Annotated in this window: 24 protein-coding genes; 14 read left to right on the forward strand and 10 right to left on the reverse strand. The window is 42.3% G+C overall.

What is annotated here, in order from left to right:
* Positions 1-66: 66 nt before the first annotated feature.
* Positions 67-747 (reverse strand): hypothetical protein, encoded by a 681-nt coding sequence (locus QR721_RS01190; RefSeq protein ID WP_348028359.1) that lies wholly within the window; start codon positions 745-747, stop codon positions 67-69.
* A gap of 128 nt (positions 748-875) precedes the next feature.
* On the opposite strand from QR721_RS01190, the gene QR721_RS01195 reads away from it, so the two are divergent.
* The 7 genes from QR721_RS01195 (at position 876) to QR721_RS01225 (ending at position 6,172) form a co-directional block, all read left to right on the forward strand.
* Positions 876-1,865, forward strand: a complete 990-nt coding sequence (locus QR721_RS01195; RefSeq protein ID WP_348028361.1) for an aldo/keto reductase — start codon at positions 876-878, stop codon at positions 1,863-1,865.
* A gap of 359 nt (positions 1,866-2,224) precedes the next feature.
* Positions 2,225-3,205: a factor-independent urate hydroxylase gene (pucL, locus tag QR721_RS01200; protein WP_348028363.1), complete on the forward strand. Its 981-nt coding sequence runs from the start codon at positions 2,225-2,227 to the stop codon at positions 3,203-3,205.
* Positions 3,206-3,367: 162 nt separating this feature from the next.
* Positions 3,368-3,568 carry a PLDc N-terminal domain-containing protein gene (locus tag QR721_RS01205; protein ID WP_348028365.1) on the forward strand — a complete coding sequence of 67 codons (201 nt, stop codon included), beginning with the start codon at positions 3,368-3,370 and terminating at the stop codon, positions 3,566-3,568.
* A complete protein-coding gene (locus tag QR721_RS01210) occupies positions 3,565-4,467 on the forward strand; it encodes an ABC transporter ATP-binding protein (protein ID WP_348028367.1) in 903 nt (300 codons plus the stop codon). The genes QR721_RS01205 and QR721_RS01210 overlap by 4 nt, the downstream gene beginning before the upstream one ends.
* Complete coding sequence (locus QR721_RS01215) at positions 4,464-5,246, forward strand: ABC transporter permease (RefSeq protein WP_348028369.1); 783 nt, start codon at positions 4,464-4,466, stop codon at positions 5,244-5,246. Before QR721_RS01210 ends, QR721_RS01215 begins: the two co-directional genes overlap by 4 nt.
* A 161-nt stretch (positions 5,247-5,407) precedes the next feature.
* Positions 5,408-5,563: a hypothetical protein gene (locus tag QR721_RS01220; protein WP_348028371.1), complete on the forward strand. Its 156-nt coding sequence runs from the start codon at positions 5,408-5,410 to the stop codon at positions 5,561-5,563.
* Between the two features lie 198 nt (positions 5,564-5,761).
* Positions 5,762-6,172: a GNAT family N-acetyltransferase gene (locus tag QR721_RS01225; RefSeq protein ID WP_348028373.1), complete on the forward strand. Its 411-nt coding sequence runs from the start codon at positions 5,762-5,764 to the stop codon at positions 6,170-6,172.
* 59 nt (positions 6,173-6,231) lie between these two features.
* Here QR721_RS01225 and cydC read toward each other — a convergent pair whose 3' ends face one another.
* The 6 genes from cydC to QR721_RS01255 all read right to left on the reverse strand — a co-directional run bounded on the left by cydC (position 6,232) and on the right by QR721_RS01255 (position 14,180).
* Complete coding sequence (cydC, locus tag QR721_RS01230) at positions 6,232-7,944, reverse strand: thiol reductant ABC exporter subunit CydC (protein ID WP_348028375.1); 1,713 nt, start codon at positions 7,942-7,944, stop codon at positions 6,232-6,234.
* Complete coding sequence (gene cydD, locus QR721_RS01235; protein WP_348028377.1) at positions 7,937-9,664, reverse strand: thiol reductant ABC exporter subunit CydD; 1,728 nt, start codon at positions 9,662-9,664, stop codon at positions 7,937-7,939. Before cydD ends, cydC begins: the two co-directional genes overlap by 8 nt.
* Positions 9,664-10,677, reverse strand: coding sequence for a cytochrome d ubiquinol oxidase subunit II (cydB, locus tag QR721_RS01240; RefSeq protein ID WP_348028379.1), 1,014 nt, complete (start codon positions 10,675-10,677; stop codon positions 9,664-9,666). The genes cydD and cydB overlap by 1 nt, the downstream gene beginning before the upstream one ends.
* On the reverse strand, positions 10,667-12,076 hold the full coding sequence (locus tag QR721_RS01245) for a cytochrome ubiquinol oxidase subunit I (RefSeq protein ID WP_348028380.1): 1,410 nt from the start codon (positions 12,074-12,076) through the stop codon (positions 10,667-10,669). Before QR721_RS01245 ends, cydB begins: the two co-directional genes overlap by 11 nt.
* Positions 12,077-12,264: 188 nt before the next feature.
* Positions 12,265-13,056 (reverse strand): YibE/F family protein, encoded by a 792-nt coding sequence (locus QR721_RS01250; RefSeq protein ID WP_348028382.1) that lies wholly within the window; start codon positions 13,054-13,056, stop codon positions 12,265-12,267.
* Positions 13,053-14,180 (reverse strand): YibE/F family protein, encoded by a 1,128-nt coding sequence (locus QR721_RS01255; RefSeq protein ID WP_348028384.1) that lies wholly within the window; start codon positions 14,178-14,180, stop codon positions 13,053-13,055. Before QR721_RS01255 ends, QR721_RS01250 begins: the two co-directional genes overlap by 4 nt.
* A 139-nt stretch (positions 14,181-14,319) precedes the next feature.
* Between QR721_RS01255 and QR721_RS01260 the strand changes: the two genes are divergently transcribed.
* The 3 genes from QR721_RS01260 (at position 14,320) to QR721_RS01270 (ending at position 16,606) form a co-directional block, all read left to right on the forward strand.
* On the forward strand, positions 14,320-14,814 hold the full coding sequence (locus tag QR721_RS01260) for a PH domain-containing protein (RefSeq protein WP_348028386.1): 495 nt from the start codon (positions 14,320-14,322) through the stop codon (positions 14,812-14,814).
* A complete protein-coding gene (locus QR721_RS01265; protein ID WP_348028388.1) occupies positions 14,811-16,286 on the forward strand; it encodes a PH domain-containing protein in 1,476 nt (491 codons plus the stop codon). The genes QR721_RS01260 and QR721_RS01265 overlap by 4 nt, the downstream gene beginning before the upstream one ends.
* Before the next feature lie 83 nt (positions 16,287-16,369).
* Complete coding sequence (locus QR721_RS01270) at positions 16,370-16,606, forward strand: hypothetical protein (RefSeq protein ID WP_348028390.1); 237 nt, start codon at positions 16,370-16,372, stop codon at positions 16,604-16,606.
* A gap of 90 nt (positions 16,607-16,696) precedes the next feature.
* Here the strand turns inward: QR721_RS01270 and sstT are convergent, their stop codons facing one another.
* On the reverse strand, positions 16,697-17,917 hold the full coding sequence (gene sstT / locus QR721_RS01275) for a serine/threonine transporter SstT (protein ID WP_348028392.1): 1,221 nt from the start codon (positions 17,915-17,917) through the stop codon (positions 16,697-16,699).
* 252 nt (positions 17,918-18,169) lie between these two features.
* Between sstT and QR721_RS01280 the strand changes: the two genes are divergently transcribed.
* Complete coding sequence (locus QR721_RS01280; protein WP_348028394.1) at positions 18,170-18,607, forward strand: Hsp20/alpha crystallin family protein; 438 nt, start codon at positions 18,170-18,172, stop codon at positions 18,605-18,607.
* A 47-nt stretch (positions 18,608-18,654) separates the two neighbouring features.
* On the opposite strand, the gene QR721_RS01285 is transcribed toward QR721_RS01280, so the two are convergent.
* Positions 18,655-19,608, reverse strand: a complete 954-nt coding sequence (locus tag QR721_RS01285; protein WP_348028396.1) for a bile acid:sodium symporter family protein — start codon at positions 19,606-19,608, stop codon at positions 18,655-18,657.
* 122 nt (positions 19,609-19,730) lie between these two features.
* Positions 19,731-20,168: a universal stress protein gene (locus QR721_RS01290; protein WP_348028398.1), complete on the reverse strand. Its 438-nt coding sequence runs from the start codon at positions 20,166-20,168 to the stop codon at positions 19,731-19,733.
* A gap of 163 nt (positions 20,169-20,331) precedes the next feature.
* On the opposite strand from QR721_RS01290, the gene QR721_RS01295 reads away from it, so the two are divergent.
* The 3 genes from QR721_RS01295 to QR721_RS01305 all read left to right on the forward strand — a co-directional run bounded on the left by QR721_RS01295 (position 20,332) and on the right by QR721_RS01305 (position 25,276).
* Positions 20,332-22,272 (forward strand): GTP-binding protein, encoded by a 1,941-nt coding sequence (locus tag QR721_RS01295; RefSeq protein WP_348028400.1) that lies wholly within the window; start codon positions 20,332-20,334, stop codon positions 22,270-22,272.
* A gap of 94 nt (positions 22,273-22,366) precedes the next feature.
* Positions 22,367-22,522 (forward strand): hypothetical protein, encoded by a 156-nt coding sequence (locus tag QR721_RS01300; RefSeq protein ID WP_348028402.1) that lies wholly within the window; start codon positions 22,367-22,369, stop codon positions 22,520-22,522.
* 123 nt (positions 22,523-22,645) lie between these two features.
* Positions 22,646-25,276, forward strand: a complete 2,631-nt coding sequence (locus QR721_RS01305; RefSeq protein WP_348028404.1) for a CDP-glycerol glycerophosphotransferase family protein — start codon at positions 22,646-22,648, stop codon at positions 25,274-25,276.
* Positions 25,277-25,406 lie beyond the last annotated feature (130 nt).

Consider the following 25,406-nt stretch of genomic DNA (forward strand, 5'->3'; position numbering starts at 1 on the left):
ATTCCTTAGGAGAATAAACGAAGGCCAGACTGCAATAAAGTGTCCGGCCTTTCAATATGATCATCTTTACTCTTGGTCAACCCAGTTATATTCCAATTCATCCACCGCATTATGTTCATTCAGATTAAGATGAACATATTGACCATCGAGGTCGGCTTCTTGCTTTTTAGCTTCATCATCGAGTTCGAAATCATCTGACATCTTATACGATTTATTGCCGCTATCTGTGTGGATTGTTATTTGATCCTGATCAATTGAAATAAGTTTACCAATGACTTTTTTCTCTTTACCCTCTGTTTCATAAACCCCATCTTTATTAGCACGTGTCCGATCTGTCGGCTTCATGTTTTCGGCTTCTTGTTTATCCATTGATACTTCAACGACAACTTGCTTGCCTTCCAATGCTTTTGTATAGCCCTCAGTATCTTTCTTATAAGAAGATTTCTTATGGATGTCTACCGTTTTCCCTTTAATATCCAGCGTGATAAGCTTGTCCGTTTCTTTAACGAGTATGCCTACAAGGTCAAAATCGTCTTCGGAGGATTGACTTTTGTCAGGGTCGTTTGAGTAGCCTTTGAGGTCTTTGTTTGTTCCTTTATTTTCTTGATTATCGCTTTGGGATTGCTTTTGTTTACTATTATCTGTGTTGTTTTCCGATTGATCTGTCTTATTACCGCAAGCTGAAAGAATAAATCCGAATGTTATACAAACAGCAAGGACCAAAAGTCTTTTTTGAAGAAACTTCATTTCAACACTCCTTTTAGCCTCAGTATTTCCTTAAGCTATTAGCCTTTAAACCTGCATTCCTTAAGTATTAATCTTTAGTAATTCAGGGTATCGATTATAAGGTTACGAAGTGTAAGGAGGAAAATAAAATGAAAAACTGGCAGAACGTCATAAAGGGGAAATTCGGGATGGGGACGGCCCCTCTGGGAAATATGTTCAAAGATGTTCCTGATGAACAGGCCTACGAAACAATTGAAACAGCTTGGAATGAAGGTGTGCGCTATTTTGACACGGCCCCACTTTATGGAGCAGGTCTTGCGGAACTGAGACTGGGGAAGGTGCTGTCCCAATATAGCCGCAATGACTATTTGCTGAGTACAAAAGTTGGACGAGTCATCCTTGATGAAACAGAAGAAAAAGAAGGGTTATATGCGGACGGCCGCAAAAATAAAGTGGTGACCAATTATACTGAAGATGCGACGAAGCGTTCCATTGAGCAGAGTTTGAAGAGACTGCAAACAGATCGTATTGACTTCGTCTATGTACATGATTTATCTCCGGACTACTTCGGTGATGAGTGGGTTGCCAAGTTTGATGAGGCAAGAAAAGGGGCTTTCCATGTACTGGACCAACTTCAAGATGAAGGTGTTATTGGTGGCTGGGGCCTAGGGGTGAATACGACAATTCCAATCGAGCTGGCCCTTTCAATGGAAGATGTTAATCCGTCCATCAGCTTGTCAGCAACACAATACACTTTGCTCCAGCATGAACAAGCTCTTCAAAGTATGATGCCTCGTGCGGTAGATAACAACATGGGAATTGTAGTAGGAGCACCGTTCAGCTCTGGTGCCTTACTTGGTGGTGACCATTTCAATTATGAAAAGGTCCCGCCAAACGTTAAATCAAAAATTAAGCAGCTAACAGAAATTGCAAACCATCATGATGTAAGCTTGAGTGCAGCTGCTTTACAATTCGCAACAGCACACCCTGCGGTAGCGGCAGTCATACCTGGTTCGACACATCCGAATCGAATCAAAGAAGACATTCATGCAATGGAAGAAAAAATCCCAGAAGCCTTTTGGAAGGATCTCATTGAGAAAAAACTTATATCTTCAAGGGCTCCATTACCTGCTAAATAATGAACATATATAAAAGAAACCCGGAGCGCATTGACTTCGCCGGGTTTCTTTGTCGTATCAAGTGATAATTAGACATTTTAAGTTTTAACAGAGGATTTTTGTATTGTAAACCTCAATTAATTATTTTAATTTTCTGTTTGTTCATTGTGCACATTAACCTAATCGCTTTAAACAAATAGCCTTAAAGTCCTGTACAATATGGCTAATGAAACTTGTGCAATTTGTATAAATGAAATGATGACGCATAAATCCCCGTCGCTTATTATATATTTAACAACAGGTTAGACGTTCTTCAAAAGAGGAACCGGCAACTTAGAAATTATAACCATTTTAAACATATAATTAGGGGGATTTTTATTATGCCAAGTACAGCTTCTTTGCACGGTCAAGTAACAGGAAACGCATCTACAACGAATCGTCCAACAATGCATTATGGTAAGAAGGACGTTTTCGTATATCGCACATACGCAAAACCATTGAAAGCAAACAAACAGATTCCTGAGTCCAACTTCCAGGAAAGAAAGAACGTTCTTTTCGGAGTGGACGTGCAAGTTGCGCTACATGGCCAGGAATTCCTTAAAAACTATACAGACGGTGACAACTCTACATGTGTTGCGACTGACTCCATGAGAAACTTCATCGAGCTTTCAGGCGGCAAGATCGAGTTCTCAACAATCGACGGTTTCCTCGTTGAAACGGCTAAAGGCTTCTTGAAGCAGTGGCCACATATCGAACAGGTTGACCTTGCAGGCCAGTCTGTAGAATTCGATGATGTGCCGGTTGAAAAGAACGGCGTCATCGAGAACAGCGGCATCATGTTCCGCCCACGCAAGACTGAGCGCCCACGTGCATCAGTATCTGTTCGCCGCAACGGTGACAACTTCGAGGTCGTGAACCATGTATCCGGTATTACAGATGTTCACTTGATGAAGATCACTGGAAGCTCCTTCAAGGACTTCATCCAGGATGAGTACACGAAGCTTCCTGAAAAAGAAGACCGTAACCTATTCATCTATGTTGACATCGACTGGACTTACAACAACCCTGAAGACGGTGCGAACCTTGACACGTCCAACTACGTGCCGGCTGAGCAGATCCGTGACATCGCGGCTACAGTCTTCCACGAGTTGAACGACCAGTCCATCCAGCATCTTGTATACGTAATCGGTCAGCGCATCCTTGAGCGTTTCCCACAGCTTAAAGATGTAAGCTACTACACAAACAACCGTACGCTTAGCGAAGTTGCTGAAGCATCCAACGGACAAGGCAAAGTATACACTGAGCCAACACTTCCATACGGTTTCCAGGCGTTCACAGTTACTCGTGATGACCTTAAATAATCTCTTGAAGTAAAGAGAAGCATTTCCTGATTCAAATCAGGAAATGCTTCTTTCTTTGTTTAAAAGAGCAAAAAAATAAAAAAACACTTGTTATATAATTTATATAACAGTATGATATAATTGTTATACAATATATATAACAAAGATTGGGAGTGAAGAATTATGGAAGAACTCGCTAATATACCTTGGAAACTGATTTGGCCTCTGATTGGCATCCAACTAATTCTCATTGTGGTAGCGCTTGTTGACCTGTTTCGAAATCGTAATGTAAAGGGCCCTTTATTCCTTTGGATACTCATCATCGTTTTTATTAATATCATTGGGCCTGTTATTTACTTCTTGTTTGGGAGGCGCCAATCATGAATTCATTGCTGAATGTTGATCAATTGACAAAGCAGTATAGCAACCAGTGTGTTGTCGATTCGATATCTTTTCAATTGGAACCAAACACATCAACTGCACTCATAGGTCCCAATGGAGCTGGAAAAACAACAACTCTCAGCATGCTTGCTGGGTTAGTCAAACAAACAAGTGGCGTTATTAAATTCAAAGATACTGCTCAAGGAGACGTTCGAACTTGTGTCGGTTTTTTACCCCAATACCCAAAGTTCTTTCCGTGGATGACTGCTTTGGAGTTTGTTGAGATGGCAGCCAGGTTGAGTGGGATGGATAAAAGGAAGGCTCAAGTGGAATCCGAGAGAACACTTGCGTTTGTTGGGCTAGGCGAAGTGATGAAGAAAAAAGTAGGCGGCTTTTCTGGAGGAATGAAGCAACGACTTGGCCTCGCTCAAGCGGTTGTTCACAAACCTAAGCTGTTATTACTTGATGAACCCGTTTCTGCACTTGACCCTGTTGGTCGTCGGCAAATCATGGATTTGTTAAAAGAGCTTCAGAAAAACACGACGATCTTGTATTCAACTCATATTTTAAATGACGCTGAGGAAATGACAGATCAGTTGATTTTTATGAAAGCGGGTAAAATCGTTGAGCAGGGTAGTTTGGGTAAAGTAAGAAAAAAATACGAGGAGCCAAAAATTCTCATTGAGTTTGCGCAAGAAGAGGAACTGAACCGATTTAGAAGCAAAGTTGCCTGGAATATAAAAACAATCAAAAATACGGGGATTATCGAGGCCAAAGAGGCCCCAATTACTATGAATGAAGTAATCTGCAAGTTAAGTGAAGGAAGCTTTGACATACTGAAGCTGGAATGGCAAACGGCAGATCTTGAGGATATTTTTCTTAAGGTGGTGGAGGGGAAATGAATGGTTTCAATGTTCTGCTCAAGAAGGAGTGGCGTGAGTATAGCAGGAATTACAAATTAATCTGGATTCCGCTTGTTTTTATCTTGTTTGGTGTCATTGAACCTCTGACAAATCGTTATCTCCCCGAAATTATGGAGAAGGTCGGTAATTTGCCAGAAGGAGCCGAATTCCCTTGGCCTGAATTTACCGGCCAAGATGTGTTCATCTCGCTCATGAGTCAATACCAGATGATCGGTTTGCTTATTATTATATTGGGATTCATGGGAGCGATTTCTGCTGAAAGAAAGAATGGAACAGCTTCACTGTTATATGTAAGGCCACTCTCTTTCACAAGCTACTTTATGAGCAAATGGATTACGATTAATGTAATCGTCTTGGGAAGTGTTTGGGTAGGCTTTGGCTCTTCATGGTACTACATCTGGGCGCTATTCGGTAAAGTCCCAGTTCAGGATGTTATGGTGTTCCTTGCTGTTTACAGTCTTTGGATTGTTTTTGTTACATCGATTGTACTTGCACTGAGCGCTTCTTTCTCTACAGGAGTGACAGCAGCGCTAGGGATTGTTCTAACCATTATTGGCTCTGTGCTGGATTCGGTTATTGGTCAGTTCTGGACTATTACACCATGGAAGTTGCCGAATTACGCCGCGTTAATGCTGACAAAAGGAGCAGACAGAACTGATTTTTGGCTCACGGTTGTACTGACGGCGCTGTTGATAGGTATATTGGTTATAGCTGGTATTCTTATGTCAAAGCGTAATGCATCAAAAGCAACTGTGTAAATTTCCTTGTATTGTTTAAAGCACAAATAATATTCATTATGGAAAAATGATGTTTATGAATTTGAATTATGGGAATATTCCATATACATGTGTTAATAAATCCAGTTTAGACAAACCAGGAGCTCCGAATTTCTGACAATCAGAAGAATGGAGGATTCTTGATGGCTACACGAAAAGATGATGAGAAGGCACCAAATATCTCGGGCAGTTTTCAGATTGTAAGCGACGAACAGCAAAGAGATTTGGAAAAGGTGCAAAGAGAACACGATCTTGATGAGAAAAGTTTATACTATGCTCGGAATTTCATGGAGGATTAAAAGTACAATGTAAGACAAGAAAGAGTCGGCTTTCAGAAGCTGACTCTTTCTTGTTGTGGATTTGAAGTTAGTATTGGTGTCAGCCTTTTGAACTTTCCTTTTGTGTCGAACACCTATATAGGTACAAATATATTCAATAAAACAACTCATGTTAAAATAAGAATAGTTAGTCTTATAACTCATAAGGAGATATTGGCGATGAATAAGGAATATATGTTCAAAAACAAACCTCCAGAGCCTGAAGCATATATGGCTTTGCGTTTGGAGTGTGGGCTTAGCGGCAAGTCACGCGAGAGTGCTGAGGCTGGTCTGCCTAATTCGCTGTTTGCTGTAAGTGTTTATGATGGCTCTGTATTGGTTGGTATGGGCCGTGTGATTGGAGATGGAGGGACTTTTCTACAAGTGGTGGATATTGCGGTTAAGCCGGCTTGCCAAGGGCAGGGGCTTGGTAAGAAAATCGTGCGTCAAATTATGAACTATCTTGATAAAAACGCATATGAAGGGACGTATGTTAGCCTCTTAGCAGACATTCCAGCTGATGAGCTTTACAAACAATTTGGCTTTAATTATACATACCCACGCTCATGTGGGATGGTGAGGCGTTACTAGATAAGGGTAAACTAACGAAAGCCACTCCGGTCTCATTCTCGGAGTGGCTTTTGATTGATTCAGATGCCTCTGTCCATCTCATACAGGCTTCGGTAATAAGTGCTCTCTGAAAGCAATTGTTCATGGTTGCCTTTTAGCTTTACGGCTCCTTTTTCCATGAAAATAACTTCATCAACCCATTGGGCTCCCACAAGGTGGTGAGTGACCCAGATGATCGTTTTGTCTTCTGCAGCTGCAAGCATTGTCTGAAGTACGTTGCTTTCCGTTCGGGGATCGAGCCCGGTTGTCGGTTCATCAAGCAGAATGATAGGAGTGTTTTGGAGCAAAACCCGTGCAAAGGCAATGCGCTGACGTTCTCCTCCAGAAAAACGTTCTCCCATTTCATCCATTTGGGTATGAATCCCTTCAGGAAGTGTATTGAGAAGGTCCATCATCTGAACTTTTTCAAGTGCCGCGATAACCTCTGTATCTGTAGCATCCGGTTTACCCATACGGACGTTATTGGCAACAGTAGTATGGAACAGATGTGGTTTCTGATTCAATACGGATACTGCCTTTCCGAGCAAGTCTTTACTCATTGATTCGTTGCTGATGCTTACCTCTCCAGAGTCTGGCTCGATCATACCTGCAAGAAGCTTCAGCAAAGTGGATTTTCCGGTTCCACTTTTCCCGAGAATTGCAATTTTGCTGCCAGGCTCAATTCTTAAGGAAAATTGGTCGAGCACCGGTTGATGCTTATGTCCGTATGCATAGCTGACGTTGTTAATCTGGATAACTGGATGCTCAGGAAAAGGTATCTTTTCTGATGTGTCATTAATTGTACTGTCTTCAATTTCAAAACGGCTCATCCGTTCTATGGCCTCGCGGTAGGAGGGGATTTCCTCGACAGCTGGGCTGATTGGGATGAGTGCGTCTGTTACTGAGAACATCATCAAGGTAAAGGCGGCAATAAGTGTTGCTGAAATTGTTCCATCATTTGTCTGTATGTTTGCCCAAATCATTACAGCAATGATTGCCAGTCCTGCAATTAGCCTTAACATTGCGTCTCTCATATGATGCCGATGCGCTACTTTGGTCTCCAGACGAAGAAGCTGTTTATTTTCTGCGGATGTTTTTTCTAAAACTTCACCCACACGTCCGCTTGCCAGCCAGTCAAATTGTCCAAACATGGCATCGGTGATGTGCTGATAAAGACTACCGCGCTTCCGTTTTATTTGCAAATGCTGTTTTTTCATCAATCTGTATGATATCAATGGAACGAGGAAGACGATAATGCCTAGCAATGCAAGTGTAAGCAGCATGAAAGGCAGGTCAAAGAATCCAAACATAACAGCGATGACAGCATATACAAAAATGCCGGACAATGTTGGCAACAATGTGCGGATATAGAAGTCTTGAAGACGCTCGATATCGTCCGATAGCACGTTCAAAATATCTCCAGTCTGATAGCGCCCTTCAAGAAATACAGCTTGTGGTTCAAGCATGTCATAAAGCCTGTGGCGATATTTTGCCAGGATGCGCAAAACGATATCATGGCCGACGAGTTTTTCCAAATATGGGAAAACGGCCTGGCCGATGCTGAAAGCCCGTACAGAGACAATTGGAACATAGACGAGAAGCACGTTTTCTGGTCGGAGGGCCGATTTTGAAATCAAGTAGCCGGATACGAAGAGCAATAAGGCGCCCGATGCAACTCCAAGAAAAGAGAAGAAAAGGGCGAGGGCTACACGTGATTTATATTGTTTTACATATGGAATGATCCAATCATGCATTGTGAGCACCTCTTCCCCATTCAATGAAGTCTTGATATGCCTTGTTGTCTTGCATAAGATTCATATGTGTTCCGTTTGCGGTTACATGACCTTTCTCGAGCAAAAGGATCTGGTCGGCACTATTGAGCCAATGAAGCCGGTGTGTCGCAAGGAAAATGACTTTGTTCTTGGCAAGTGAGAGGACCAGCTGTTTTATTTCATACTCCGTTTCAATGTCAAGGTGGGCGGTCGGTTCATCAAGCAGAATCACCGGTTTCTCACTCAAGAGAGCACGTGCTAATGCGACGCGCTGAGCCTGTCCGCCACTTAGTGTGCGTCCACCTTCACCGATGCGCTCATGTATACCGTTTGGAAGGCTTGCGACAAATTTGCCAAGCCCAATATTGCTAATCAGTTTTTCCACTTGCTCGTCTGTCGCTTCCGGTTCATAAAAACGGATATTGTCAGCAAGTGACAACGGAAAAACATATGGATGCTGTGGGATATAGGCGATTTTGCTGATCCACTCTGGATCATTTAGAGTATTGGTGAGCTTGCCATTCCCATAAATTTCTCCTGAAGAAGGCGAGAGTCTTCCAGCAAGCAACTGAAGCAAAGTGGATTTGCCGGCACCGCTTGGTCCGACAATCGCATTAAGTCCGGTAGTTGCTTTAAACGAGATGTCATCAAGCAGCTTAGCTCCATCAACTTCTATATCTATATGTTTCAAAGCAACAGCAGGAATTCCTCTGAATCCTTCAATATTTCCAGCCTTCTGTCCTCTTGTTTCCTCATCTTCAATCAGCTTATCAACTTCTGCCATTGCAATTTGACCATCCAATGTTGCGTGATAATCTTTGCCGACTTGTTTAATTGGCGAGAAATATTCTGGAGCAAGAATGAGGATCGTAAGGGCAGGTAGTAGCCCAATTGCACCATCGATTAAGCGCAATCCAAGTCCGACAGCAACAAAGGCGATAGAAAGGCTTGTGAAGAAATCGAGTGCAAATGATGATAGAAAAGCGACCTTCAACGTTCGCATCGTTGCATTTCGATAATCGTCACTGACACGTTCAATATTACTAGCATGCTGTTTGCTTCTTCCCAAATAACTAAGTGTCTCCAGACCTTTTAATGAATCTAGAAAATAGTTGGCCAGCCTTGTATATGTTGCATACTGTCTATCTGCCATCTTCTGAGCCGCAAGTCCAAGCAAAATCATGAAAATGACGACGATAGGAACGGTGACAACAAGGATCATGGAGGAAATCGGATCAAAAAAGAAAACAAAGACAACGACTGTAGCCGGGACAATCATTGTTTTAATCGTACGGATGCCAATGATGCCAAGATAATCTTTTACTTTGTCAATTCCCTCCATAGCCAACGTGACGAGATGTCCTGTGCCATGACGGCGAATGGAAGAGATATTCGGTTGAAAATAGACTTTCAATATCTTCTCGCGCAAACTTCCAGCAGCCTGTCTTGCAAACCTTTCAGCAAGTGCTGTTTCAATATGGCCGATGGTATGCCTGATCATAAATGCGGCAAAAAAGATTCCGATACCACTAAGCACATCGGGTAAGGGTGTTCTGCTGAACAACGCAGTAACCGACTTTGCCAGGAAATAGGCTTGAGCCAGGATGCTGCCAGCTTCAAGTATAATGAGCAGCGCAAGGAGAAGATGCGCCCGCCGTGAACCAGGATAGGCGGGCAGTCCTCTTTTTCTTTGCTTCTTCATCAGTATTCCAACTCGTCATCCTGCTTGATTCTCTTGCGGAAAATAAAGTAGCTCCACGCCTGGTAGCCGAGCACGAAAGGCAATAGGAACAGTGAGAAGATTGTCATGACCTTGAGTGTATAACCGCCTGATGAAGCATTGTAGACAGTTAAGCTATACGCTTCTGAAAGGGAACTGATCATCACTCTCGGGAACATGCCAAGGAAGATGCTCCCTGTCAGTAGAATGATTGTAATACTTGTCAGCATGAAAGCTTTCACATCAAGCTTCTGGTTGTTGTGCAAATTTGCGAAAAGCAGGGCAACCCAGGCGAGAATCGGTATAACCATGAATGTCTGTCCGTGATAGCTGAACACATCAGAAATGAAGTAGCCAATAATGATGAAGGCTAGGAACAGTACACTTGTAATTGGTGTCAACTTCCGAGCCATACTGCGCGCACGCTCCTGGAGTTCTCCGTGTGTGCGAATCGTAATGAACTGCAATCCATGCGTTAATGTAAGGAATAGGAACATAACGCCGCCGAGTAAAGCAAAAGGATGAAGGAACTGTAGGAAGTTTCCAGTCATCTCCTTATTGGCATCGATCGGCATACCGGTCATGAAATTCGCAAGCACAACTCCCCAGAGAACAGGCGGGAGAAGGCTGCCTATAAATAATGACCAGTCCCAAATACGGCGCCATCTGTCACTATCGACTTTGCCTCGGAACTCGAAGGAAACTCCGCGCATGATGAGTGCCAGCAACATGAACACGAGTGGAATGTAGAATCCGCTGAACATCGTTGCGTACCAGTGTGGGAAGGCGGCAAACATCGCTCCGCCAGCAACGATGAGCCATACTTCATTTGCGTCCCAGAACGGGCCAATCGTATTCATATAAACCCTGATTTCCTGATCATTTTTTCCGAGGAGTCGGGAAACGACGCCAACTCCGAAGTCAAACCCTTCCAATACGAAGAAACCAATAAACAAAACGGTAATGAGGATGAACCAGAATTCACTAAGAGACAATTTCAGCACCTCCCTTGTTATTGAACGGATCCTCTTCGGAAACAGGGGATTCCGGATCTTTGCGTTGCTCCGGCTTAATGTGACGAACGAACAAGTAAATTGTCAGAGCACCGAGTATGGCATAGATTGTTGTAAATGAAATGAGCGAAAACAGCATTTCACTTGCGGAAACAGAAGGAGATACAGCATCTTCTGTTTTCATCAGGCCGAATACGACCCAAGGCTGCCGTCCAAGCTCGGTCAAAAGCCAACCGGCTGTATTTGCGATGAAAGGCAGTGCTATCGCAAAAGGCATCAATTTCATAAATTTATGGTGTTTTTCAAGTGTCACCGTGTTCTTGCGTGATGCATACATGCCATACAGGCCAAGCAAAAGCATGACACCACCGGCACCAGTCATAATACGGAACACCCAGAACAGAGTTTTTACCGGCGGAATATAGTTGCCAGGACCATATTTTGCCTCATACTGATCCTGCAGCTGGTTGATTCCTTCTAGTGAACCATTGAACTGGTTATAGGAAAGGAAACTAAGCAAGTAAGGAATCTGAATTTCAAAATCATTTTCCTTTGCTTTCTCATTGATTTTTGCAAAAACAGTGAAAGGTGCAGGATCTCCGCTTGTTTCCCATAGCGCCTCGGCAGCAGCCATTTTCATTGGCTGTTCCTGTACAAGGTGCTGAGCTTGCCAGTGGCCTGTGAACAGGACGGCAAAAGCTGTAAGGAAGCCGACAACTATTGAAATGCGGAACGATTTCTTGAACATTTCCAAATCGTGTTTACGCGCGATTTTCCAAGCACTAATGCCAGCAATCAAGAAGGCGCCCGTTGTAAGTGATGTCAGCAAAACGTGTGGGAACTGTGCCCACAGATGTGGATTGGTTAGAATGGCAAGGAAATTATTCATCTGTGCGCGACCATCTGCTATTTCATATCCGACCGGGTTCTGCATGAATGAATTGGCTGAGAGAATCCAGAATGCAGAGAAAATCGTACCAAGTGATACAAGCCAAATGGAGGCAAGGTGAATCTTCTTAGGCAAACGATTCCAGCCGAAAACCCAGATTCCGATAAAAGTAGATTCCATAAAGAAAGCGAGCAGACCTTCAATAGCAAGAGATGGTCCGAAAACGTCGCCTACAAAGCGAGAGTAGGCGGACCAGTTCATTCCGAATTGGAACTCTTGGAAAATACCTGTGACGATACCGACTGCGAAGTTGATCAGGAACAGCACTGCCCAGAACTTCGTCATCCTCTTGTAAATTTCCTGTCCTTTAAAAACATACAATGTCTGCATGATCGCAATGACAAAGGCGAGTCCAATAGAAACTGGTACGAAGAAATAATGAAAAATAGTAGTCGATGCAAATTGAAGACGGGCAATAATCAGTGGATCCATCAAATTTCAACTCCTTTGCAAGATTGAGAGAGCAAGAATCGTATGCAGTCTGATTCTCCCTGTCTCTTAGGTAAATCGATTTATAAATGCTATACACTTATTATATGCACTAGGGCATTCTGAGAATGTGAAATTTGTCACAAACTATGTACGAAACAGTGACAAATTCATGACAAAGCGGGCAGATATCATATCTGCCCGCTTGTAGTTTGTTCCGTATTTTTATCGCGTTTTTTTATAAGGTGTGAAGCGTTGATCCAGGAGGCGATGGGGATGATTGCTGCAATGCCGATTCCAGCGCAAAATATTGTCAGCATTTCATCACTGAACACTTTGGAATTGGCAATTGCACCGACAGAATACTTCAAGTCGCGGAACCATAGAAGAAGTCCCATGTAGCTGCCGATAAAGGCGAAGAAAAGTGTATTCGTATTTGTCCCGAGAATATCTTTGCCGATCGTCAAACCCGAAAGGAAAAGTTTGCGCCTCTCAATTTTCGGTTGGTGATTGAAAATTTCCTGCATAGGCGAGGTGATCGAAATCGCAACGTCTGTTATTGAACCAATCGTACTCATAATGATGACGGAGGTGGCGATTTTTACAAAATCAACTCCGAGATGGAGAGAGTATATGCTGATTTCTTCTAATTCTTCTTCGCTGAAGCCTTGAATCATGGACTTCTTAGTAACAATGAGAATGAAAATAAGCATAACTGCGATTGTGATCATCGTTGCCATAAAGGCTGTTGCAGTCTTTTGGTTGACCCCATTAATGTAAAAGAGATTGATTGCACTGATTCCCGTGCAGGCGATGAATGTAAGAATGATCGGATTTATGTGAGGATCGGTCATTAGTAAAACGGTTATGAGAAGCATAATGAAATTCAGGAACAATGCAAAAAATGACCGTGCTCCTTTTTTTCCGCCGACCCAGATCATCAGAATGAGCAATATGGCTGCCAGAACAAGATTCGTACTCATATTCTCGCCTTCTTTCTCTTAATGAAGAAAATACTCGTATACAGGCCGACCGGAATTGCGAGGACAATGCCGATTCCACCAGCAAGCGCTCGAGTCAGCTCCAAGGAAAGATTCATGGAAAGCGTGAAACCGAGCGGATTGGCATTTTTTAAATAAAGAATGAGTGACGGAATGGCGCCACTTATATAAGCGAAGAAAAGTATGCTCGTCATCGTTCCCATAATATCTCTGCCGATCTCCAGAGCGGAACGCTTCAAAGCTTCAATGGAAATCTCATTGTTTAATTCAAACAGTTCAAAAATCGATGCTGACATTGTAATGGCAACATCCATAACTGCCCCGAGTGAACCGATTAGCAATCCAGCAAAAAATACGAGCCGGTATGGCCGCGTCAGAAATTGCATCTCTTCATAATACATGCCTTTCTCCCCGGTGAGTCGCATAATGAGGAAGGTAATCGTTAGTGACATAACTGTGCCAATAAGTGTTGCAATAATGGCGGCAAATGTCTTCTCGTTCCACCCATTTGAAAATAGTAATGAAATGACGGTGAACAGGACGGCGATGACTCCACAAATGAGAAGCAGATTCGTATTCGTCCGCACGTTTAAGTCAATGGCGTAGGCAAGGAGTGCCCCATTAATGAAAAGGCTCGCTGCGGAGAGCAATCCTTGCCGTTTACCAACTAGAAGCAAAACCAAAATGAATATCCAGCCTACGATTACGATGTAATAATCACGCTTCACATTTGTAATATCCCCAGTCAAAATTTTCTTTCCTAAAGATTTTTTATCAATTATTACGAAGAGCTCATTGCCTGGGTTGTATTTCTGATCACTTGCTTGAGCCAAAGAATATGTATTCTCCAGTATGATTGTTCTGCCTTTGTCCTTGCCATTTTGCATGACAGCCGTCAAACGCTGGGTGAATAGCTTGTCTTTATTGCCGTAGCTGTCTTGCTCCGATTTCATCTGGAGTAGTTTTGAAGACGTAACTTTAGCAATGGGCTTGCCATAAAAGCGTGCATTATTAAAGACGAACAACATAGATCCGAGACAAAGTACGACAAGTATTACATATATGAGTATGTTTCGTTTAGATATCCGATTTAAAAGTTGTAACATTTCAAGGAACCTCCTCATTTGTCTATCAATTGTACTGTTATGAGAGGAGAAGGACAAATTTCAGAAAAAGTGCCATTGAACAACATTGGTTAGTCTGTTATACAGGTAGTATGGAATTATTTTGAAGAGGGTGAATGAAATGGAGAGCATCCAAGCGCCGGGAAATCGAATATCAAAAAGTTATATACGTGTGCAGAGAATTGCAGGGGCGTTGTGGCTAGCTGGTGAGGTCTTTGTTCTTGCCATCATATATCTTTTAGCACGGAATTTTCACTGGTATGCATGGATTGATTGGTTTTTATATGGGCTTGGGGCAGTCTCTGTTCTCTATGCAGTCTGGTCGATTGGGCTTGCTCCTATGCTCATGCAACGATACTGGCGCTATGATGTAGGAGAAGAGTTCATTCAGCTGCAGCATGGCCGACTAATCCGTTCGAATCAGCTTATACCGCTAACAAAGGTACAATATGTTGAGCTAGGGCAAGGTCCGCTTCTTCGATCACAAAATTTGTTCAGGATTGAAATCGGAACAATGGGTTCGCAACATGTAATTCCTGGTCTGTCAGAGCAAGAGGCATACAGGGTAAGAGAAAGAATTGCAGAGCTTGCCCGTATTAAGGAAGTGGAAGAATGAATGTGAGAAAACGTATGCATCCGATGATGATTGTTGTATCGCTGCTTAAAGCAATTAAATCATTTTTCTTTCTCATCATTTATTTCTTTGTTTTTGGTTGGGGGGATTCGTCGCTCTGGGTACAAATGATACAAGTTGTGTTTATAGTAGGATTTATATTACTGATGATCCACCTTTTTCTGAAATGGCTAAGGACCTTATATGAAGTTCAAGAGAATGGAATTGCGGTTCAGGAAGGCGTATTTCAGAAAAAAGAACGCTATATCGCATTCGAGAGAGTGCAGAATGTCCAGAAGAATAAGCCGTTTTATTTGAACATATTCGGGCTTGTCGCACTAAGATTCGAAACTGGAGCGGAAGGGGACGGGGCAGATCTCGTCTTCTCAGCATTAAAAAACGAGGAAGCCGAGCGCATTGAACAGGTGCTAGATACCGCTAGAATGTCTGGTTTCATTCGTCAAAAGAATCATTTGGCTGATGAATATGAAGGGGATGAGTATGCGGAGGAACGGAGTATTCATTTTGCTTCCACAAGTAAAGATATATTGAAGGCCTCTTTTCTTTCGTTCAGTTACTTTGCTATCATTCCAGTCATCTTTGCATTTGTTTCGAATGCTAAGGACCTGATAAATATAGAAAAATATGAGAAAGGGTTTTTTGAATTCCTTCTCGGCTCTTGGCAGGCGACTATCCTCATAAGTATTGGTTTATTAGTAATCATGGGGATTGTAGGGGTATTAATAACATTCGTAAAGTATGGTAATTCAATTATTTCTTCAGATAACCAGAGGATATATTTGAGGAGCGGGATGTTTAGTGAACGTCATTTTTCTATTAGAAAAAACCAGGTGCAAGCTGTAAAAGTTCATCAATCTTTGTTAAAGCGTATGCTTGGTTTAGCAAGTGTCGAACTTGTCACCGCTGGGGGAATCGATGAAGAAATGGAAGGCGGCAATACATTGTATCCTTTCCTCCCTGCAAGGAAAGCGACGGAAATCATTGCAGAACTGCTTCCCGATTTTGAAATTAGAGATGAATCTGTAATGAAGCACCTGCCGAGGAAATCACTTGTTGCAAGACTGCTGCGTATTCCGTGGCTGTTTATTGCTTGTTTTATCGTGATGATGATTTTCTACCGTATGTATTGGTACCTTTCTTTCGTTCTCCTTATTTTTTCTGCTATCGAGCGTTATCTCGATTTCAAGTATAGCCGTTTTCTGATCAATAATGATTTCATTCAGCTACAGACGGGTGGGATTTATACTCATCTGACCGTTATCAGCCGAACACGTATGATTGAAATGGATGTAAGACGGTCAATTGTGAAAGAACGTTTTGGCCTGTCAACATTAAAAGCGACGACCCGCGGCAAACCTGTTAACGTTGAAGAACTTTCCGATATACCAGATGATTGGGCGAGAGAGGCTTATAACTGGTATTCCGAACGGCGGCCAGTCTTTATTGTGAAATAGTCTAGGGTTGGAATAATGCATCGTATAATGAATGGGTTGTGTGACAAGGCTAAGGAAGAAATGAAAAGCCGGGAGGTAACAAAATGAATAAAGGACAACATAGATTTCATGATTATATTTTGGAACGCACTCATGATGACCGGATTGAGGATGCAAAATTACTTCTAACGGAGAGCTTTAAGAAGCAGGACGAGCGCAGCTTTGATAAAGCTTATCTGCAGGAGCAATTCATGCCCCAAATGCAGAAGCTATTGAAGACGGAGCATGTAAAAGAAGTCAATGGAATTATGAGAGAGTTCGGGGATAAATACAAAGGTTAAAAGTCGATTTGGCGCATCCCGATTATTAGTTTTATAAAAGCCCCGATATCCAGTCTGTGTAGTCTGGATATCGGGGCTTGCGTTGTTGGACTATTTATTAGTAGTCTGTTCTAATCTACGCTTACGGTAATCAGCGGTAGCAGTAAATAGAACGTCTGTCGATGAATTCAGTGCTGTTTCGAAAGAATCCTGAAGCACGCCAACGATGAAGCCGACTCCTACAACCGTCATGGCAACGTCATTGGATATTCCAAACAAGCTGCACGCGAGCGGAATAAGCAGAAGGGAACCACCGGCAACTCCGGAAGCACCGCATGCACAGACGGCTGCCAGGACACTCAAGATCACTGCTGTCGGAAGGTCGACTGGAATATTCAAAGTATGGACCGCTGCTAGCGTCAGAACAGAAATCGTAACTGCAGCTCCGCCCATGTTGATTGTTGCACCGAGAGGAATGGAGACGGAATACGTATCTTTATCCAACCCGAGTTTGTCACATAGACGCATGTTAACCGGAATGTTCGCAGCTGAACTGCGTGTGAAGAATGCTGTAATACCACTTTCACGGATGCATTGGAAAACGAGCGGGTATGGATTCATGCGAGTCGCAATGAACACAATAATCGGATTGACGACAAGTGCAACGAAGAGCATGCAGCCAATTAATACGACTAGCAGCTTTCCATAGTTGAGCAAAGAACTTAGACCGCTTTCTGTAATCGATGCAAATACAAGTCCAAGAATACCAAGTGGTGCAAAACGAATAACCCAGCGTACAATATCAGATACGGCATCTGAGAAATTGACTAGCATCGTCTTGGTGGAATCCGGTGCTTTTTTCAAGGCAAGACCAAGAAGAAGTGCCCAGGAAAGGATGCCAATATAATTCGCTTCTGCAATGGCATGAACAGGATTATCAACGATGTTGAGAAGCAATGTTTTCAAGACTTCCGCTACTCCTCCCGGAGCTGTCAGATCCTCTGGGCTTGCTGGGAGAGACAGGGTGACTGGAAACAGGAAACTTGCGATGACCGCGATGAACCCAGCGAGAAATGTCCCGAGTAAATAAAGTAGAATAATGGCTTTCATGTTTGTCTTCTGGCCGCTTCTATGCTGTGCAATTGCCGACATGACAAGGAATAGGACGAGCAAAGGAGCAATCGCCTTTAAAGCCCCAACGAACAAGGTTCCAAGAAGAGCAACCGGTTTTGCCGCAGGTACTGCTAAGGCAAGAATGATACCAATGATAAGGCCGATAACAATTTGTTGGACCAGGCTTAGTCTGTTCCATCTTTTGAATAAGTTTTTCACATGAATTCTCCTTGTATGCAGAGTTATCGCAAGTATATGCGTAATCTGCATCAGTTGCTTACAACTTAAAATTATAAGTATTTTTCTGACATCCAGCAATGGCATTTTAAAATCAATGTTATTGAAATGGACATATTTAGTTGATTTACACTATTGAGTCCCTTTTTCATTACCTACTGTGAGAAATCCCAGCTTAATATTATAGAGGAAAGGGAAAAGATTAGAGTATAAATCGACAGGAGGTTTTGTGTCATGGTAAGAGTACCATATGATCCGTTCAAGCAGCTCTCGAATGTTCGTCAGGAGATGGACCGTTTCCTTTCAGGAATTCCGAATCCATTCGAGGGGAACCGAGATTTTGGAAATGTGCGAATGGATGTAGTGGAAAATGATACAGAAGTGATCGTTGCATGCGATATTCCAGGACTGGAGAAAAAAGACGATGTGAGCATTCAGGTTGATAAGCATGCTCTCCACATAAGTGGTACGGTTATAGACCGCTTGGAAATGAGTGAAGGTCATATACATCGTCAGGAACGCTATACCGGTACATTCCAGCGCACGGTTTCTTTACCTGCAGCTGTTTCCTCGGAAGGTGTGACCGCGAGTTACAAAAATGGTGTCCTCGAAGTAAGGATGCCAAAGCTAGAAAGCGAAACAAGACGACGAATTGATGTAAATTTTGAATAGAGAAGCAGGGGAACCGGCAATGCATAAATGCATGCCGGTCCTTCAACTTAGTGGGAGTTCACTTTGTTCCGTTCTCTTAATGGGATTGTACTTAAAATTACCCCTGCAAGACTGCCTAGCGTAAGATTGGCGACCATATTAGCCATTGAAGCAAGTGCTGCCAACGAGCCGAATGCGTCGCTAGCCAGTACAGTTGCGAGTGCAGAATTGCAAATGCCCACTTCAAAAAGCATGGATCGGCATTCTGCATCAGTACAACCTATCCATTTCGCGTATCCAAAGCCAAGAAGCATCTGCAAGACAACCTGAATTACGACACAGAGGAAGAGTGCTGGCAAGACATATGTATGTGCGAGCAACGAAGAGCTCGACTTTGCTGTGATACCGAGAACGACGACATAGAGAGAAAGGGCAGATATGATGGAAGCATAAGGTTTTATAAAGTCATTCAGTTTTGGATAGTAATTTTGCAATAGTATACCGAATATCAATGGTATAAAGACGATTCTTGTCATTTTCCAAAGGAAGGGCAGGTAAGCGAAATGGACGCTTGTCCCGATGATTACTTTTGCTAGAAGGGGTGTCAGCAGAGGGCCAATCAAAGTATCAAATGCTGACATTGTGATGCTGAGTGCAAGATCCCCACGACCAATTAGAGCATTCAAGTTAGCTGAGGTGCCACTTGGAACGATACCTGCCATGATAATTCCGTAAAAAAGTTCAGATACACCAAAGAACAACAGACCAATGATAATAGATACAACTGCTCCTATAATCCATTTACCTAGCGAGCCAAGCAGAGGAATTTTCGGTTTCTTTAGTAAAATGCCGAGACGGCTGCGGTCAAGTGTCAATCCCATAATGAATAGAACGAGCCCGAGTGCAGGTCCTGTTGCCATATTCCATCCTTTAAACAGATCAGGTTCTGAAATGCCCCACATTGCAAAGACGACAATCCAGAGAGGCATGAGTCTGGCGATGATGATTGTAGCGATCTTCAATGCAAAGAAGCCTCCAGTTTGCAAATTTTTATGTGCAATTAATCGTATCATGTCTACAGCTTGTTGTGGGAAGAACCGGCTGCAGGTACGAAAAAACACGTGCTGAAAGAATAGCGCGTGTTTTAATGGACGATGAATACAGGACAATTGGCCAATTGAGCAACTTTGTGACTGACACTGCCTAGGAGCATTTCTTTTACCCCGCTTAAGCCACGGCTGCCGATAATGATCATTTCCTGGCCGGTATCTTTGGCATATTGCAGAATCTGTTTTGCAGGGTCGCCTTGTAAATATACCTCTTTAGCAATAATGCCTTCTTGCTTTAGACGCTCATTATATGTTTTGAGCATCTTCATGACACGCCCTTGGGTTTCCATATCAATGTCTTTTAAGTACGTTTCCGGTACATACATGACACCCATCATTGAAGGGACGAATTCTCTCCCGACAAAGAGAAGTGTGACGTCGGAAATACCTGGTTCGGCGATTTCCAAAGTTGTATCTAGTACGGCATTGCTCATTTCCGATTCATCAATGGCAACGAGAATATTTTTGTACATAATCTCACCCTCTCATTGATAAGAAACATAGTACTAAATAATAGGAATGCATAAATACATTTCCCGCAAGGTGATTGTTTAAAACGATGTATGCCCCCATTTTCGGCTTCAGAAATATCAATTTGCTATACTTGAAGCAAGAAGAAAAAGTGAGGCGAGGTTTGTGCATAAGACAATTGGAATTTTGGCTCATGTTGACGCAGGAAAGACAACGTTCTCTGAGCAGCTGCTTTACCATACAAAGGAAATACGGGAACGCGGCAGAGTAGATCATAAGGATGCATTTCTCGATAGCCATCTGATTGAAAGACAGCGAGGTATTACCATTTTTGCTGATCAGGCTTCGTTTGAATATAAAGGTTCAACTTACACAATGATTGATACACCAGGGCATGTCGATTTCTCTCCTGAAATGGAGCGGATGATACAAGTTATGGATTATGCTGTACTGATTATCAGTGCGACAGATGGAGTGCAGGGACATACAGAGACAGTTTGGCGGCTGCTTCGCAAACATGGAGTGCCAACCTTTATTTTTGTTAATAAGATGGACCGAGAAACGGCAGACTTCGAGGCAATGCTTGCGGAACTTCAGAGCCAATTATCGCAGGATATATGTGATATTAATTCAGGTCTCCAAGACGGAATGATGACAGAAGAACTGGCAGAGTGGATTGCTGAGCGGGATGAACTGCTAATGGAGAAGTATTTTGATAATGGATATGAAAAAGGATTATGGCACTCGACTATGCGCAAACTCGTTCAGGGAGGTACTGTCTTTCCATGTGCGGCAGGTTCTGCGTTGAAAGATGAAGGTGTACTTGATTTTCTTGATAATCTTGATTTGCTTACAGAAACAATATATGACCCGGCTGCTGATTTTTCTGCACATATCTATAAGGTTCGCTACGATGAGAAAGGAAATCGCTTCGCTTATATGAAGGCAAAATCTGGCACATTGCGTGTTAGAGATGAGGTTATGATTAATGGCAGCGCGGAGAAGATAACAGGAATATACAAGATCAAGGGCAGCCAGCTTAAGCCTACGCAAGAGGTTGTAGCAGGAGAGCTCTTCGCTGTTGCTGGCTTGCCTGATGTCCAAGCCGGTGTTGGTATAGGCATGAAATGGGAAAAGCACCAATTAGAGCTCATTCCGACTTTGAAGGCGAAGGTTATTCATGAATCGGGCGTTCATGTGAAAGAAGTATTGCGCATTTTTAACATGCTTGACCGTGAAGAGCCGTCTCTTCAAATCCAATGGGACGAGCATTTCCAAGCCATTCATGTTCATGTCATGGGTGTTATTCAATTGGAAGTGCTGAAGGAAGTTGTACAAGAAAGATTCGGGATTGCCGTAAACTTCGAGAAACCTCAAATTCTTTATAAAGAAACAATTGGCTCAGAGGTCATTGGCTATGGTCATTTTGAACCGCTGCGTCATTATGCTGAGGTTCATTTGAAACTGGAGCCTTCACATAGAGGGAGCGGCGTTACTTTTGAGAATAAAAGTCACCCGAATGACCTCCCGATCGGCTTTCAGAATCTTGTACAGCAGCATGTCCTTGAGCGTGATCACCATGGTTTGCTAACGGGTTCTGCATTGACCGATGTGAAAATAACATTGCTTACAGGTCGAGGGCATCAGGAACATACTTCCGGAGGAGACTTCCGTGAAGCAACATTTCGGGCAATCAGACAAGGGTTGGAGAAAGCAGATAACATTCTGCTGGAACCGTATTATAATTTTCGCATTAAGGTCGTTCAGGATGAGATAGGTCGTATTCTCTCTGACATTCAGCAGGCAAGCGGCACATTTGAGGCCCCTCAGACGATTGGCACTCATGTAGTTGTAACTGGGCGGGTGCCTGTGGAAACCTTTATGGATTATCCTGCTGACTTTGCTTCCTATACTCATGGAAAAGGAATACTTTCACTCGTTTTCGGTGGTTATGATCGTTGCCATAACGAGGAGGAAGTAATTGAAGAAATTGGCTATGACAAGAATGCAGATCCAGAATATACATCTTCCTCAATTTTTTGTACAAAAGGAGCTGGCTATTCAGTACCGTGGGATGAAGTGGAGAAAAAGATGCATTGCCTCTAAATTCCTAAGCTTTTACGTGTTATTTCGATTCGCACGACAGGTACTCATAAAACAGCCCTTCAAAGCAAATCCTATGTTTTGAGGAGGTTGTGATATGAGGGAGAAAAATGAACAAGATTCTGTGCCAAATGTGTCAGGCAGTTTCCAAATTGTTACCGATGAACAGCAGAAGGCGTTGAAGAAGTTGGAAAAGGAAGACACATTGGACGAAAAAAGTCTCTACTATGCGAGAATTTTCATGGAAGACTGATTAAAAAGCCGGGTGGGTGTAGGAAATAATTACTGCATCTACCCGGTATTGTATTGCTTTTGAGTGCTTATACAGCCTAAAATATAATATACCAGATATTTCTAGGCTGAGGAGAGATTTCATTTGTTTCAAGAATTGAAAAAGCAATTGAAAAAAATCAGAGCTTATATAGTTCGTAAAGTTGAGCTGAAAGGTTTTATTTATGATGCAAGGCAGTTAACTTATGAGTTGGAACTTACTAACTTTCGTAAATCAAAAAAGATGATTCAACCTTTTCTCATAGTGGATGATGATATGCAATATGAATTGAATTACTCACTTATTGGGAATAAATTGGAAATACATGTACCATTTCACCTTATCGGGCAGGTTGTAAAAAAGGCTCATATTCTGTTAAAGATTAATAATGAGAAAATGTGGATCAAGGAAGCTCAAGAATACGATGAGTCGCAAGCATATTTTATATATGATCACCGTTATTTAAAGGTATCTGTTTCCAAGAATATTAAGCTGAGTCACCGCCATAGGTTGTATAGCTTTAGCCGAGACGGATTTATTCTGAACAATTTGGACGCATCTTACAACACATTGTATTGCATGATAGAAGAAGGGATCACTCCAGCTTTCCTGCTAATAGACCATAAACAGAACAAATTGCGCGAACTCCATATCAAAACGACTGAGAGAGGGCTAGCTTTAACAGGTTTTGAGTATGTTCCACAAGGCTTCTGGCAGCTTTATGCTTGTACTGATAAGGAGTTGCGACCAGTTCAATCTAAGAAGGAAATGCTCTTTGAATTTCATTCCTTGAATCACTGTATTGCAATTAATGAAAAGGATGGTTTCCTTTTTATGCAATTCCAGCCACATGAGCTTATTGTACAATCGATGGAGTTTGAAAAACAGAGAGATATGATTATGCTGGCATTCAGAACGCAAATCCCTCTTGAACCTGCAAGTGTGCTTATCATGAACGATCTTGCACTGAGTGAAAATAAGGAATATCCTTTATCCATGATAAGTGAAAGTACATATTCGACGGCCATTCCACTTGAGGAACTTTACCGAGGTTTTTCCAAAAAGCGGTTCTTTATTTTGACGACAGCTATAGAGTCTGTGAAATCTCAGCTCAACCTGGACCAGACGAAACTCGCTGCAGACAGGTGGCGCTATCCAGAGGTTATTGACAGTCAGTCTGTTAGTGTATCCTTCTATCGACGCAAGGATGCTTCACTTGGTGTACAATTGCCTCGCCCGAAGCTTCGCAAACAAATTCGTGACATAAAAGGTTCAAGAATTAAGGGGGAGCTCGGATCCCTCGGTCGGTTCATTGATTGCAGAGTGTTTCTTTTAATTGAAGAACGTGAGACTGGTTTGGCTAAGGAATTGGAGATTGAGAGACAATTTTCTATTGATTTACAAACAATAAATCTCTGTGATTTGAAATCAAAAGGGAAAACTGTACTTGATTTTTATATTGTTCTGAAAAACTCTGTAGACGAAATTATTCGTAAAGAGAAGATAAAGTACGAGCATGCAGACTATCGTAAAGACAACTTTTATGGTCATTGGACAGAGCAGGACTTGGACGGAAATCTACATCATTTCCTACTGACTACAACGCCCTTCGATAATTTGAAAATAGAAACATTTGTCATTGCGAAAGACCTTGTTCTTCCAAACGATCCAAGTGTGAAAGATGCCAACGTATGGTTGATCGGTGAACGTTACGATACAGCACAGGACAATGGTTTAGCACTTTTTGAGTGGCTTACTGCCAATACAGATATTGAGGCCTATTATGTAATAGAAGAAAATGCACTTGATTATCAGAAGATCAAGCATTACCAGAACGTGTTGCGTTTCGGATCTCCTGAGCATTTTAATGTTGCTTTCAAAGCAAAAGTGCTTTTGGGTACCCATGATTTAGAGAACCTACTTCCTTATAAGCCTGCGAAAGGTTTCTTTGGCTATGAAAATACGGTGAAAGTATTCCTTCAGCATGGAGTGCTCGGCAGGAAAAATGTAGAGTATCACAAACATAACTATGACTTGCCATTTGATTTGTTTGTCGTTAGCAGTGATCCGGAAAAGTATGATGTAGTCATTGATAAATTCGGCTATAATGAAGATGAGGTCATAGTGACCGGGCTCGCTCGTTTTGATAAATTGCCAAAGGAAAACGATACAAGAGATATCTTGCTCATGCCGACGTGGCGCGACTGGATTCATAATGATGAGCAGTTCTTGAATAGTGCTTATTATCATGCTTATGCTAACTTGATTAACAATGCTGAGCTTCTGGCACTTTTGGAAGACTATGATGTTCGTCTTAACTTCTACCCGCATTATCGTGCGCAGGTTTACTTCAATGAAGAGATTGTGAGTAACCCTAACCGTGTGCGCTTTATTCCGCTTGGGATACGTCATGTGCAGGAGTTGCTTATTGAACATGCGCTGCTCATTACAGACTACAGTACAGTGAGCTTCGACTTTACAATGATGAACAAACCTGTTGTTTTCTATCATTTCGATGTAAAACAATTTTTCAAGAGGGGCATTTTGCGACCGGTGGAAGAAACGTTCCTTGGGAAAATTGCCAGTACAGAAGAGGAACTTGTTAGCTTGATCAAGGATCGGCTTGAAGCTGGATTTTCCAATTATCAAATGGATATTTCCGGAGTGATCAAGTACCAGGACTATAATAACAGCAAACGAATCTATGAACACGTGATTCAGTTTTTGAATCAATGAAAGATTTCTTAATATTAATCGGCAGTTGTCTATTAAGGACAACTGCCGATTTTTGGTGAGTAGGTATTTTTCAAAGATTTTGAATTGTAATTTGGAAAGGTTGATGAATTTGAACGTACAATTAACAAAA

It is taken from the genome of Aciduricibacillus chroicocephali (genome assembly GCF_030762805.1).
Lineage (GTDB): Bacteria > Bacillota > Bacilli > Bacillales > Amphibacillaceae > Aciduricibacillus > Aciduricibacillus chroicocephali.